Origin of the sequence: Pseudoalteromonas sp. UCD-33C (assembly GCF_001306895.1) — a bacterium.
GTDB lineage: Bacteria > Pseudomonadota > Gammaproteobacteria > Enterobacterales > Alteromonadaceae > Pseudoalteromonas.
This window is the reverse complement of sequence record NZ_LJTB01000003.1, coordinates 322,100-335,547: the sequence shown is the minus strand read 5'-3', so window position 1 is coordinate 335,547 and position 13,448 is coordinate 322,100. Positions and strand designations below refer to the sequence as shown.

Genomic DNA, 13,448 nt, shown 5'->3' with positions numbered 1-13,448 from the left:
AGTATTTTGTCACTACTGCTATTTTTTGCAAATTTAATTTTAGCCACAATAGCCGCACTTTCAAAATTAAACAGAGGATATGTGATGCCAATAGCATTACTTGCGTTAACTCTCAGTGCGTTTGCCATAGGCACCACTGAGTTTGTGATTGTCGGCTTAGTGCCAACCATCGCTGATGATTTAGCGGTTTCGTTACCGAGTGCCGGACTACTTGTTAGCTTGTACGCATTAGGGGTTGCGGTGGGGGCGCCAGTATTAACCGCGCTTACCGGACGCTGGAATCGAAAACATGTATTACTTAGCTTAATGAGCCTATTTGTAATTGGTAATTTACTGGCTTGGCAAGCACCTAGTTATGGTAGCTTGATCACCGCAAGGATTCTAACAGGCCTTGCCCATGGGGTGTTTTTCTCAATTGGTTCAACGATCGCTACTGGGCTTGTCAGTAAAGATAAAGAAGCCAGTGCCATTGCGATTATGTTTACGGGGTTAACGGTTGCATTAGTAACCGGTGTGCCATTAGGGACTTGGATTGGTCAGCACTTTGGTTGGCGAGCGACCTTTTTAGTAGTGTCTTTACTGGGCTTAATTGCACTTGTTGGTAGCGCGTTTTTAATTCCTAGCAACTTAAAGCAAAGTAAACCGGCGACTTTGGGTGAGCAGCTAAAAGTAATGGTGCAACCTAGGCTTTTACTGGTGTACTTGATGACCATACTTGGTTATGGCGGCACATTTACTGCCTTTACATATTTAGCGCCCATTTTAGAGCAGCAAACTGGTTTTGCATCAGCCACCATTAGCTTAATTATGCTGGTATATGGGGTATCGGTTGCTGTTGGTAATATCTACGGCGGTAAATTAGCTGATAAAAAAGGCCCCATTAGTGCGCTGACCATTATCTTTAGTGCTTTGAGTATTGTGCTGTTAGTGTTGACCTTTACCATGCAATCTAAAGTCGCTGCGGTACTGACCATACTTGTATGGGGGGCATTTGCGTTTGGTAATGTGCCTGGGCTGCAAGTTTATGTGGTTAAACTTGCCGAAAAGTTCACACCCAATGCCGTCGATGTGGCCTCAGGGTTGAACATTGCAGCGTTTAATATCGGGATTGCGCTAGGTTCAGTGTTAGGTGGTGTTGTCGTTGAAAACTACTCATTGCAAGACACTGCTTGGATTGGCGCTATCATCAGTTTAGCGGCGTTAATTGCAACACGATACAGCGGCTATTTAGATAAACGCGAGATCCCAAAGCCACAAACAGCTTAAAACTAAATTGTTGATAGTTAGATGCTTTGTCGTTATTTTTGGTGCGTAGTTTGATTATTAGTCAATAACTAAAACCACAAGGAATAACGATGAAGCACCTTTATTTTCTAGCTATTTGCCTGTTCAGCACATTTAGCAGCCAAGCAAAGCAAGTTAACCCAGAGCTCACAGCATTAGCACAGCAGTACTTTAATACAATGGTTGCAACACAAGCACCCAATGCCACCAACAAAGAGTTAGAAGCCTTTTTAGCTTTATTAACTGACGATGTAGCAAACCAACACTTACCTTATCAAACAGATGATTCAAGGGAGCCAGATGGCAAAGCGATGATGCGTAAAGGCATGACTTTTTACCTTGGGGCGCACACTGAATATCAAGCAAACTTACTCGATACCTTTATTTTTAATGATTCTGCCATTGCTTTACGTTATACCCATCATGCTAAAGGTATACACCCACAAAACCAGCAAGAAATTGAATACACGCAGACCATTATGGATGTGCTCGAAATAGAAGATGGCAAGATAGCGGTTATTCGTAAATACCACGAATGAGCTTAGCTTAACTTTTAGCCTAACATGAGCGCTTTCATAAGCGCTTTCATAAGCGCTTTCATAAGCGCTTTTTTATTAAAATACGCCTGCAATAAATTTTCTCTTTTTTCCGCATTTCAGCTTAAATTCATACTTTTTAGGCTTTATTTTGAATAAATTTAAAACTTTTTTATATTTCGGATAATAAACGTAAGAACAGTGGGTTAGCTTAACTTACGAGTGTAGCTTTGCGGTTGTTTACAATTTGTCAACCTTGAATTGCCATGCTCATTACCTTAACCTTTATTTTAATTGAACGTTCAATCAATAAAAAATTATGCCGAAAGTTGGAATGGAACCTGTTCGTCGTCAGCAGTTAATTGACGCCACAATAGAGTCGGTTGCAGAGCTTGGTTTGCAAGGCACCACCATAAATAGCATTAGTAAAAAGGCAGGCTTATCGTCTGGCATTATCAGTCATTATTTTGGTGGTAAGCAGGGTTTAATTGAAGCCACTGTGCGTTATTTATTGACCAGCTTAAAGCAAGCACTTTTGAGTCAAGTAACGCCACAAACTAGTCCAGAGCAACGATTATTGTTTATCGTTGAAGCAAACTTTTCGCGTATTCAGCAGCAAAGCAACAACACCAAAACTTGGTTGAGCTTTTGGGCGCATTCAATGCACGACGCCCAGTTGCATCGCTTACAAAACGTAAATAGTAAACGTTTATTTAGTAACTTATTAAGCTCATTCAAACAGTTAATGAGCGATAGCGATGCCAATTTAGCTGCTGAGCTAAGTGCAGCCATGATCGATGGTTTATGGCTAAGAGCCGTATTAAGTAAGTCAGACCAAGATCAATTCGAAAATTGTGAGCGATTAGCCAAAGACTACATTCGTTCACTGATAAAACAGTATGGAGCCTAAAATGACCACACCTGTTTACGAAAATTTTATTAATGGCCATTTTTTAAAGAATCAAACTGGCGATACCTTTGCAGTTAAGAATCCTGCAACGGATGAAGTGATTTATCACGTTGAAATTGCTGATGAGTTTATTCAAAACGCGGCAATCGAAAGCGCAAAACAAGGGTTTGCAGCATGGTCTGCAATGACGCCAATTGAGCGTAGCCGTATTTTATTAAAAGCCGTGGCAATCTTACGCGATCGTAACGATGAACTGGCAAAAGTAGAAGTACTTGATACGGGTAAGCCTTGGCAAGAAGCCGAGTGTGTCGATGTTGAAACTGGCGCCGATGTTATTGAATATTTTGCTGGTCTTGCTCCTGCGCAAGTGGGTCAGCAACAAATGGTTGGCAATGATTTTTACTACACACGTAAAGAGCCTTTAGGTATCTGTGCCGGTATTGGTGCATGGAACTACCCACTACAAATTGCTTGTTGGAAATCAGGCCCAGCATTGGCTGCAGGTAATGCGGTTATTTTCAAACCTTCTGAAGAAACACCACTTGGTGCAATTAAACTTGCAGAGATTTTCATCGAAGCGGGTGTACCTGCTGGCGTATTCAACGTTGTGCAAGGCGCTGCTGAAGTAGGGCAATGGTTAACAGCAAACCCAAATATTGAAAAAGTGTCTTTCACTGGTGAAGTAGGCACAGGCAAAAAAGTAATGGCAAGCGCTGCTGGTTCACTTAAAGATGTGACCATGGAGCTTGGTGGTAAGTCACCGTTATTAGTATTTGATGATGCCGATGTATCACAAGCTGTTAGTGCGGCAATGTTAGGTAATTTTTATACGCAAGGCGAAATCTGCACTAACTGTACGCGCATTTATGTGCATAAAAATGTTTATCAGCAGTTTATTGATGAGCTGAAAACACGCACTGAGCAAAATATTATTGCTGGCGACCCAATGGATCCTGAGGTGAATTTAGGGGCGCTTATCTCTAAAAAACACCAAGAGCTAGTACTTGGCTATATCGATAAAGGTATTCAAGAAGGCGCAACCTTATTAACCGGCGGTAAGGCACTATCACCAGTATCTGCGCCAAACGGCTACTTTGTGGAACCGACCGTTTTTGTCGACTGTAAAGATGACATGACCATAGTTAAAGAAGAGATCTTTGGCCCGGTAATGAGCGTGTTGGTGTTTGATGATGAAGATGACGTTATTCAGCGTGCAAACGATACGCACCTAGGCTTAGCCGCAGGCGTGTTCACTAAAGATATTCAGCGTGCACACCGCGTTATCCACCAGTTACAAGCCGGTATTTGTTGGATAAACAGCTATGGTAATTCACCTGCAGAAATGCCAGTAGGTGGTTACAAGCAATCAGGTATCGGCCGTGAAAACGGTATCGAAACTTTAGATCACTATACCCAAACTAAATCGATTTATGTGGGTATGAGCAATATAGAGAGTCCATTTTAATGAGTACACAGAACTATGATTACATCATAGTCGGTGCTGGCTCTGCAGGCTGCGTGTTGGCAAACCGACTATCAGCAGACCCTTCGAATAAGGTGTTATTACTTGAAACGGGTGGTAGTGATAAAAGCATTTTTATAAAGATGCCTACCGCGCTATCAATCCCAATGAATACTGACAAATATGCATGGCAATTTCATACCGAGCCAGAGCCATATTTAGATAACCGTCAAATGCATTGCCCTCGAGGTAAGGTTTTAGGTGGCTCATCATCGATTAACGGCATGGTCTATGTACGTGGTCACGCCAAAGATTTTGATGAGTGGCAGCAACACGGCGCTAATGGTTGGGATTATCAAGCATGTTTACCGTACTTTAAACGTGCGGAATCATTCTACTTAGGTGGTAACAGTTACCGTGGCGATAACGGCCCATTAGGGGTTAATAACGGTAATGAAATGGCTAACCCGCTTTATAAAGCCTTTATCAAAGCGGGCCAACAAGCAGGTTATGCGCAAACTGATGACTACAATGCAGCCCAGCAAGAAGGTTTTGGGCCAATGCATATGACGGTAAAAGACGGCGTAAGAAGCTCTGCTAGCCGTGAGTATTTAGACCCAGTTAAGTCACGTAAAAACCTAACGCTAATCACCGGTGCCTTAGCTGAAAAAGTTCTGCTAGAAGGCAAAAAAGCCGTTGGTGTTGAGTTTTCAGTGTCTGGCTCTAAGCAGCAAGCATTTGCAGCAAAAGACGTTATTTTAAGTGCGGGCCCAATTGGCTCACCGCATATTCTGCAATTATCAGGTATTGGTGATAAAGATATCCTGAGCGAAGCGGGGGTTGAGGTTAAACATCACTTACCAGGTGTTGGTCAAAACTTACAAGATCACTTGGAGTTTTACTTCCAATATAAGTGTAAGCAACCAATTACTTTAAACGGCAAATTAGGCCTTGTTTCAAAAGGGCTAATTGGCGCTCGTTGGCTATTAAACCGCTCAGGTTTAGGGGCGACGAACCATTTTGAATCATGTGCATTTATTCGCTCAAAACCGGGTGTTGAATGGCCAGATATTCAGTATCACTTTTTACCAGCTGCAATTCGTTATGACGGTAAAAGTGCCTTTGATGGTCATGGCTTCCAAGTTCATGTTGGGCATAACAAACCAAAAAGCCGTGGTGCAGTAACGATTAAGTCGGCGGATCCACAGGTTGCACCTAAGATCCAATTTAACTACTTACAGCACCAAGATGACATTGAAGGCTTTAGAGCTTGTGTACGTCTAACTCGCGAGATTATCGAACAAAGTGCGTTTGATGAGTATCGCGATGGTGAAATTCAACCCGGTAAAGATGTTCAAAGCGATGAAGAAATCGATGCGTTTGTTCGTCAAGCGGTTGAGAGTGCTTACCATCCGTCATGTTCGTGCAAGATGGGTGAAGACGAGATGGCCGTGGTTAACTCGCAAACTCAAGTGCACGGTATCGAAGGTTTACGGGTTGTAGATTCATCTATTTTCCCAACCGTTCCAAACGGTAATTTAAATGCGCCAACCATTATGGTGGCAGAAAAAGCGGCGGACCACATTTTAGGTAAGCCTGTGTTATCGGCATCAACTGCAGATGTTGCCATGGAAAAACAATTGCAATCAACGCAGCGTAGTTCGGAGATCTAATAAGGCCACCCGCAGTTTCGGCTGTGGGGCTTGCAGTGGCGCGCATCACGAGTTGTTTGTGGTGCGTTAATGCGAGGAATAAAACTGGAGAAACAATGAAGTATTATTACTTATTTTGGGGGGGTAACTATGACCTTTTGGCTTAGTGCTGGCATCATTTTTACCCTGTTAGCAATTGCGGTTATTTTATTTAAATGGGGTACGGTAAGGTGTGTTGGCGTCACACCGGTTAGAACGTTTACGTTCATTGCAATTTTATTTACATCGGGCCTAGATGTTGGCTTGATTATGTTTCCACTGACAGAGTTTGCAGGTTATGCAGACATAAAAGCAAGCCCAGAGTATGCGTTTGCCAATCCATTAGCCATCGAGTTTGGTTTTTGGGGCTTCTTGATCTGGGGATTTTATTTCCTTACGTGCTTTTATTTCTGCGTAATAGAACCTAAAGTAAAATTCTTTGAAATTGCTTGGGTAAAACTAATTAATAACATCGTTATTATTGGCACATGCGCATTTACTGCATTTTTACTGCTGTCGAATTTACCTTGGTATTTACCGTCGCTTGGTGATGGTGAGTCAATTATTCCGACATTCTACTTAATGGTGTTTGCAGCGATTTGTTTTGCTGTTTATTCGAGCACAGACATTAAGTATGTACGCTTTTTAAGTATTTCTACTACTTGGTTGTTTATCGCTTTAATCGCATTTATGTGGTTCGGTGCCTTTGTGGGTTCTGATGCACAAACATCAGCATTTGTTGATAACCTTGCGTTAATTGGCAGCTACTTTGGCAACATCAATGAGTTTGTATTACCACTGAATGATTACCATGCCTTCTACCTGTTTTGGTGGTTTGCTTGGAGCATCATGATTGGTCAATTTACTTCGCGCTTTGTGGGTGGCTTAAAAACTTACCAAGTGCTGGCGGCTATGTTGATTTTCCCGTCTATTCCAATCGCTATCTGGTTTAGTGTTTTGTATCAATATCATGAAGCGGGTATTGCAACAGCAGGCCTGAAAAACATCGCTATGGTGTTTGTTGGTGTGGTGTTTGTGATCAACTCACTTGATTCTTTGATCCGTTTATACACAGATAACCTAAACTTAACGGTGAAGCGTTTAGGTAAATTTAATTACATTGCCTTAAATGTGGTGGCGCTTTCATTATTAACCCTGCTGTTTAAGTTCGACTTTTTACAGATCCAATGGGTTGGTGCGCTCGTTATCGCGTTATTTTTCGGCTGTGCTGTGTTTATTGGCTACAGCAAGTTAAAAACAGTGAAAAATATCGAAGGCTCACCAAAAGACAACAAATTAGATTACACAAAAATAGAAACAGTTAGCTAAGGGAAACCAACATGACAACAAGACAAACAGTATTAGCAGCAGCGTTGCCATTGGCATTACTATCGACATCAGCTATGGCTGACTTATCGACTACGGTTACATTGGCTTCAGATTACACCTTTAATGGTGTAAGCCAAACCATGAATGACCCCGCGATTCAGGGGAGCTTAGATTATGCCTTTGCAGATTCAGGTATGTATGTAGGTACTTGGGCTTCAAATGTAGATTTTGGCGATGGCACAGACATCGAGTGGGATGCGTATTTTGGTAACTATGCTGAGTTAACTGACGCTCTTAGTATTGATTATGGTATTGCTTACTACTCATACCACGGTGAAGATTACTCAAGCGATGGTAATTATTTTGAGACTTATGCAAAGTTTGGCTATACCAATAGCCTAGGTTTTACAGAACTTAACTTCTGGTACGCTTGGGATTACTTCGGTACCGATGCTGGGCATGTGATTTCTATGCTTGCCCATACCTTTGAAATTGCCCCAAATCATGCAATTCGTGCCAGTTTTGATGTATCTAACTCATTAGATGGCAATAAGTTTGCTTGGGATGGTAATGATAAGTCATACAACCATTATCGTTTAGCCTATCAAACAAGCTTTGCAGGTTTTGATTTTGAGCTTGCAGGAGAAAATACCAGCCTTGACTGGGATACCGCAGATGAGCGCATTGTCGCGTCTATTTCACGTAGCTTTGATTTATAAGTAGCGTTTTGTTAGCGCAGCTTTAATAAAAACGGCTAACCTTTGTTAGCCGTTTTTTTATGCTTAGAATATGGGTATTAAATCTCTTCGCCTTCGTGCTGCATCGCTAAATCATCAAGCTCAGCAAGGGTGTAATCAAAGCCACTGGTATCGACTTCGTAGCGTATTTTCACGCCATAACCACCTTGGCAAAGACTCGCAGTGACTTTAGCCACTGACCAATGTTTAAGCTTGTTTAAAAACCGATTAGCGGTTTGCTGTGAGTCAAAGCGATAACTGACTTGCGATTCCATCTCTTTTATAGCCTAAATTTTTTCGAGAGTGTATGAAATTGCTCTGTTTAAATCAATTGCTCATTGAAAAACGCCAATGTGCGTTGCCATGAAAGCTCCGCCTGTTTTTCATCATAACGAGATGTAGAGTCGTTATGAAAACCATGATTTGCTTGTTCATACATGTGCATCGTGTAAGGCACTTGATGCGCTTTTAAGTCGCTCTCATATTCTGGCCAAGTTGCATTAACGCGGTTATCAAACTCAGCTAAGTGTACTAGCAGTGGGGCTTTGATATTTTGTCTCAGCTCTTTAACAGCCGGAGTGCCGTAATAGGGTACGCCCGCATTAATTAGTTTGCTATCAACTGCAGCTAGGTAGTTAACCATATAACCACCAAAGCAAAAGCCTACCGCACCGAGTTTACCGTTACTATTTGGGTGTCTTTTTATGTATTCAGCTGCGGCGATAAAGTCTTGTTGGATTTTTTCTTTATCCATAGAGCGCTGCATTGCGCGGCCTTCATCATCATTACCAGGATAGCCACCAAGAGGGTGCAATGCATCTGGCGCAAAGGCAATAAAACCGGCTTTGGCAAGGCGGCGAGCAACATCTTTAATATAAGGGTTTAAGCCTCTGTTTTCGTGGATCACTAATACTATTGGGAGCTTGCCCGTTAAATTAGCGGGTTCGACTAAATAGCCTTTACCTTCGCCATGACCTTTAAACGAATCAAAGGTTTTATAACTGGCTTTAATATCAGGGTCATTAAAGGATACTTGCTCAGCTAATGCGTAGTTCGGTAGTAAAGCGCTACTTAGCATTGCCATTGAATAGCCAAGGGCAGCTAAGCCACCCAGCTTTTTCATAAAGGTGCGACGGTCCATTAAGCCATGTGCGTATTCATCGTACCAATCGAAAGCTTCTTGGGGAATGTGGTTATGACGTTGCTCAGTCATACTTATATCCTTTAAAAACGAGTTAGGTTTATAACTTTAGCTGAAATATCAGCGATTAACAGCCAGTTGTTTTGTTTGCATTACTACGTCCATAAAGCGGCGTTGCCAAATAGCCTTAAAGGCTTTGTTAAATAGGTATAAAAATATTAGCGGCATTAATAACAGCTTTAAAATCAGCAGTGACAAGATATTCAAAAAGTCGATAAATAAGTCTTCGACGGCAGCCACCATGTTGCTAATACCAGAGGTGACGGTATCGATAATTTTACTCACCTGCGACGATTGGTCTTGATTGAGTGATGCGTTAAGGTTTTCTAGTTGCTTGTTTAAGGCGTCTTTGTCTAGGTTCAGCTGTCTTTGCTGGTTTAGTACCGCATTAAACTGCGCTGTTAATTGCTGCTTTTTATCAAGTAATGGCTTGGCTTGTTCAAGCTCAGTAAAGGTCAGTCGCTCAGACAAGCTGCGGGTTGCTTGAATCGCTTCTATTTGGGCTTCGACCTCTGCTAAATCACCTTTGAGCTCAGTGGCTCGCTGGTGGTTCTTAATCTGCTGCTCATTTAATAGCGAGAGCTTGTCGAAGATGGTTTGTTTTTCACTATCGACCTCGGCTTTTAGCTTGGCTGATAGGGCAGAGGTGTTATTTGCACTACTATTCACCGTCTCGACTTTTTCGCTTACGATTTCACTTTGCTGGTTTATTTGCTCATCTAAGAATACTTGGCTCACGAGGCCTGTTGTAAGCACCACAGCAGGCACTAAAAAGCGAATTAAAATAAGACTCGCCATAATTTTATGACGTAAGTTGGGTAAGAAGTTACGCCATTCACAAATAAAGTAAGCGACAACCGAAACTGTAAAGAGACTGCTAAAAATAACCCCAGAAGAAATGGTGTATAAAATGCGTTGTAAAAATAACGAGCCTATAGCTAAGCGCATAGCATCCGACATGTATTCAGCTAGGTCATTTACTGGGTCGAGTAGTTGTGCAGGTTGAATACTCGCAATACCAATGCCCACTTCGGCTGATTGCAATAGCGAAATAGCAGCGTTAACTGTACGTGATGAAGCGTACACTAGGGTTGATTGTACTAGGGCGCTGTCGATAAAGCGCATAATGAAATGGTTATAATGCTCTAGCCAACAAAGAAGTAGCAGTATTGTAAGAGATAAATACTTGATAATATGTTGTTTAGTTAGCATAACGCCCCCGACAGTTAGTACGCTTGTTCACGCTACACTATTCATAGCCGTTGAAGCAATCTAATAGGATTGAATTATTTTTCCGATTAACTGTCTATGAATTGCTATTAACCGCTTTAGAGGAAATATGAAAGAACCTGCATCAATTGGCCAGTGCTGTATTGAAGATTTAGATCCCGTGCAAGACTTAGGTCGCTTAGTCTCTTACTTACGTTCAAACCTAGTGACTCATCTTGATGATGCTTTAGAGGATAAAGAGCTAACGTCGGCTCAGTACATTGTGGTTGTGCTACTTGCGCGCGGTAAAGTAAATACCTTGGCTGAGCTTTGTGAGCACATGGTGTATGACCGTGGTGCCATGAGTCGATTACTTTCTCGTTTAGAAGACAAGGGCTTAGTTGCTAAAAAGCAGTCAGTTGAAGATCGCCGTTCAACTCTTTTATGCCTGACTGAAAAAGGCCAACAGCTTTACCCAGAAATTTTACCCACTGTAAATGATATCTATCGCAAAGCACTCACAGGCTTCTCTGATGATGAGCAAGAGCAACTCGCAAGCTTATTGTTTAGAGCAATTCATAATTTAAAAGCATAAATTTCTCTAAGCGGTACATTGTCGCTGTAGACGCATTTTGATAATATAGTTGCCTAGGCATTTAATTTTAACAAGTCCGGGTTGTTATGTTTGAATCATCTTTGCTTGCGCAGCTTCACGCTCAATTTCCAGCTCATCAATTTAGCCCCGAAGGTTTGTCGGTTGTTCACACAGGCCGCTTTGCCAATGCCATTGTTTATCGTTATAAAGACGCGAAATTTGATTTAATTATTAAAGACTTTCAGCACAGCCCATGGTGGGTGAGAAAAACCATCGCGCCGCTTTTTATCAATCAAGAGTACAAGGGGCTGGCACGCCTGCAAGACGTAGACGGAGTGGTCGATAACTTTTGTCGTTTGTCATCAATTGCTATTGCTTATGATTTTATTGAAGGCACGCCACTTCGCCAGCTTGCCTTGCAACAGCAGCATTTACCGAGTGAGTTCTTTAAAGAATTTGAGCGTTTGGTAGCAAAAATGCATCGCCGCGGCGTGGTGCACCTCGACTTACGTAATTTAGGTAATGTTATTTGTTCAAAAGACGGCAAGCCTTACATTATTGATTTTCAGTCAGCGATTCGCTTTGCACGCTTTCCTCGCTGGTTACAGCGTTTTATGCGTGGTGCCGATATGAGTGGGGTTTATAAAGCATGGCATAAGTTAGCCAAAGACTCGTTACCGCAAGCAAAGGCTGATTATTTGCACGACTTTAATCATGTGCGTAAGCGTTGGATTTTTAAAGGTTATCCGATTCAACGTGCCTATTTATGGTGTAGCGGGGCTGTAACTCAGATTCTTAATTCTGAATTTGTTCGCAGTATATTAGATAGATTGTAAAAAGCGCGCTTGCACGCGCTTAGTGGGGAGAACTAGTATTTAGGCCAACCATTCGCATCCCAATTCAGGGTGCTGATGAGCAATTTAGGGGTACCATTATCACCTGCATCATAGGCATGACGAACAATCACATCGGTATTTAAAATGTCTTGTCCACCTGGACCTACCCATTGGCTATTACCCGCATCAAGAATGCTCCCGCCGCTGGCTAACATGTCGGTACCATTTTTATCTAGGTATGGGCCGCGGATGTCACTAGAGCGACCATACGCAATACGGTAAGTACTATTCGTGCCATCACAGCATTTGCCAACTGAAACAAACAAATAGTAATAGCCTTGGCGATACACTATGGTAGGTGCTTCGATGCCACCAGAGCGACTTGCTAAAGAGTAGATTTGACCAAATGGTTTCATGGTCATTGGGTTAATACGCGTTAGTTTAATACCCGAATTCCATGAGCCAAAGGCAAGCCAAGGTGCTCCATCTTTTGCTACCACGAGATCGGGGTCAATGGCGTTATAATTATTGCTATTGGTCGTGTTAATTACTAAACCATCATCACGCCAATCACCGGCTGCCACACTACTTGCTGAGGTAAGGCCAATAGCGCTAACACGTGAACCAAAGGTCGAAATCGAATAATAAAGCCAGCTACGACCATTGTAGCTTTTTAATTCAGGCGCCCAGACATCAATTCCATCATGATCTGGCACATAGTTACTCCACCAGCTTAAACCATTTGAGAAAATTGGTTGCGCATCATTCCAATCTACACCGTTGCTTGAATATTTACCGTAAATACCAGGGCCTGTTTGAAAAACCCACCAAGTGCCATTTTCATAGCCAAGTGTTGGATCGTGGGTGACTAAATTACCTGTAAGTGGCCAGTGGTCTGCAGCGCCATTAGTTGTGGATGGATCCCAAGGGGTTGATTCAACATTAGCAAGCTTGGTTAGCTGCCACTGCTGTGCATCGCTGCCGTTATAGCTCCACTGGCTAATATTTGCGCCATCGTTGCCATCAAAAGCATATAGGTCAAGAGCCTTACCACTGTGATCGTTAATAAAGCTGTAATAGCCGCTACCTTCCTCATTAATTTGCCAGTGTTGGCTGGCAAGATTAGCGTACTCATATTGCACCACATTGCCGCCATCGGCGGTCGAGAAGTCAAACACCTCTAGGGCTTTACCACTATTTAAGTTAATAACCGAATAGTTGCTGCCACCTATGTTGGTGATTAACCAGCGCTGGGTGTCGTGATTAGTGTCAGCCCACTGACTAACATTTGCACCGTCGTTGGTTTGCGCGCTGGCTACTTCAACAAACTTAGCACTGTACTTTGATTTAATGGTGTATACGCCATTATCAATCGCATAAGCACTGGGCAGTATGAGGGTTGTTGCCAAGCTGAGTGCAGCTAGGGCTTTTTTTGAAAGTATCATTGTGTCTCCAAATCATTGTTATTGAGCTTTCCTTGTGTGTTCTGCTCCTTGGATGAGTTTTGATCTACAGCTACTAACTCAGTTAAGAGTATTGGTGCAAATGAAAACCATTTATAATACTTTATTATATTATTACTTTTGTAAAGGTGGATGGTAAAAATAATTAACAAAAATTTTACCTTTCACGATTTTGGAAGGGACTTTAGTGTTTAG

At 42.2% G+C, this 13,448-nt stretch carries 13 protein-coding genes; 9 read left to right on the top strand and 4 right to left on the bottom strand.

Annotated features, from left to right (window positions below; all coding sequences use genetic code 11):
* Window positions 1-84 precede the first annotated feature (84 nt).
* The 7 genes from AOG26_RS09665 to AOG26_RS09635 all read left to right on the top strand — a co-directional run bounded on the left by AOG26_RS09665 (window position 85) and on the right by AOG26_RS09635 (window position 7,931).
* Entirely contained in the window at window positions 85-1,266 is a 1,182-nt protein-coding gene (locus tag AOG26_RS09665) for an MFS transporter (protein ID WP_054562280.1), read from the top strand.
* Between the two features lie 89 nt (window positions 1,267-1,355).
* Window positions 1,356-1,823, top strand: a complete 468-nt coding sequence (locus AOG26_RS09660) for a nuclear transport factor 2 family protein (protein ID WP_054562279.1) — start codon at window positions 1,356-1,358, stop codon at window positions 1,821-1,823.
* Between the two features lie 316 nt (window positions 1,824-2,139).
* Window positions 2,140-2,730: a transcriptional regulator BetI gene (betI, locus tag AOG26_RS09655; protein WP_054562278.1), complete on the top strand. Its 591-nt coding sequence runs from the start codon at window positions 2,140-2,142 to the stop codon at window positions 2,728-2,730.
* A 1-nt stretch (window position 2,731) separates the two neighbouring features.
* Window positions 2,732-4,195 carry a betaine-aldehyde dehydrogenase gene (gene betB, locus AOG26_RS09650; protein ID WP_054562277.1) on the top strand — a complete coding sequence of 488 codons (1,464 nt, stop codon included), beginning with the start codon at window positions 2,732-2,734 and terminating at the stop codon, window positions 4,193-4,195.
* Complete coding sequence (gene betA, locus AOG26_RS09645) at window positions 4,195-5,865, top strand: choline dehydrogenase (protein ID WP_054562276.1); 1,671 nt, start codon at window positions 4,195-4,197, stop codon at window positions 5,863-5,865. The genes betB and betA overlap by 1 nt, the downstream gene beginning before the upstream one ends.
* 129 nt (window positions 5,866-5,994) lie before the next feature.
* Window positions 5,995-7,212, top strand: coding sequence for a choline transporter (locus tag AOG26_RS09640; RefSeq protein ID WP_054562275.1), 1,218 nt, complete (start codon window positions 5,995-5,997; stop codon window positions 7,210-7,212).
* An 11-nt stretch (window positions 7,213-7,223) separates the two neighbouring features.
* Complete coding sequence (locus AOG26_RS09635) at window positions 7,224-7,931, top strand: TorF family putative porin (protein ID WP_054562274.1); 708 nt, start codon at window positions 7,224-7,226, stop codon at window positions 7,929-7,931.
* Between the two features lie 77 nt (window positions 7,932-8,008).
* Here the strand turns inward: AOG26_RS09635 and AOG26_RS09630 are convergent, their stop codons facing one another.
* Genes AOG26_RS09630 through AOG26_RS09620 form a run of 3 tightly spaced genes read right to left on the bottom strand, consistent with a single transcriptional unit; the run spans window position 8,009 to window position 10,362 of the window.
* Window positions 8,009-8,224 (bottom strand): hypothetical protein, encoded by a 216-nt coding sequence (locus AOG26_RS09630; protein ID WP_054562273.1) that lies wholly within the window; start codon window positions 8,222-8,224, stop codon window positions 8,009-8,011.
* Between the two features lie 47 nt (window positions 8,225-8,271).
* Window positions 8,272-9,162: a dienelactone hydrolase family protein gene (locus AOG26_RS09625; protein ID WP_054562272.1), complete on the bottom strand. Its 891-nt coding sequence runs from the start codon at window positions 9,160-9,162 to the stop codon at window positions 8,272-8,274.
* 48 nt (window positions 9,163-9,210) lie between these two features.
* On the bottom strand, window positions 9,211-10,362 hold the full coding sequence (locus tag AOG26_RS09620; protein WP_054562271.1) for a hypothetical protein: 1,152 nt from the start codon (window positions 10,360-10,362) through the stop codon (window positions 9,211-9,213).
* A 127-nt stretch (window positions 10,363-10,489) separates the two neighbouring features.
* Between AOG26_RS09620 and AOG26_RS09615 the strand changes: the two genes are divergently transcribed.
* Window positions 10,490-10,954 carry a MarR family winged helix-turn-helix transcriptional regulator gene (locus tag AOG26_RS09615; RefSeq protein WP_054562270.1) on the top strand — a complete coding sequence of 155 codons (465 nt, stop codon included), beginning with the start codon at window positions 10,490-10,492 and terminating at the stop codon, window positions 10,952-10,954.
* An 86-nt stretch (window positions 10,955-11,040) separates the two neighbouring features.
* Window positions 11,041-11,790, top strand: coding sequence for an RIO1 family regulatory kinase/ATPase domain-containing protein (locus tag AOG26_RS09610; RefSeq protein WP_054562269.1), 750 nt, complete (start codon window positions 11,041-11,043; stop codon window positions 11,788-11,790).
* 32 nt (window positions 11,791-11,822) lie between these two features.
* Here AOG26_RS09610 and AOG26_RS21055 read toward each other — a convergent pair whose 3' ends face one another.
* On the bottom strand, window positions 11,823-13,235 hold the full coding sequence (locus AOG26_RS21055; RefSeq protein WP_054562268.1) for a family 43 glycosylhydrolase: 1,413 nt from the start codon (window positions 13,233-13,235) through the stop codon (window positions 11,823-11,825).
* Window positions 13,236-13,448: the final 213 nt, after the last annotated feature.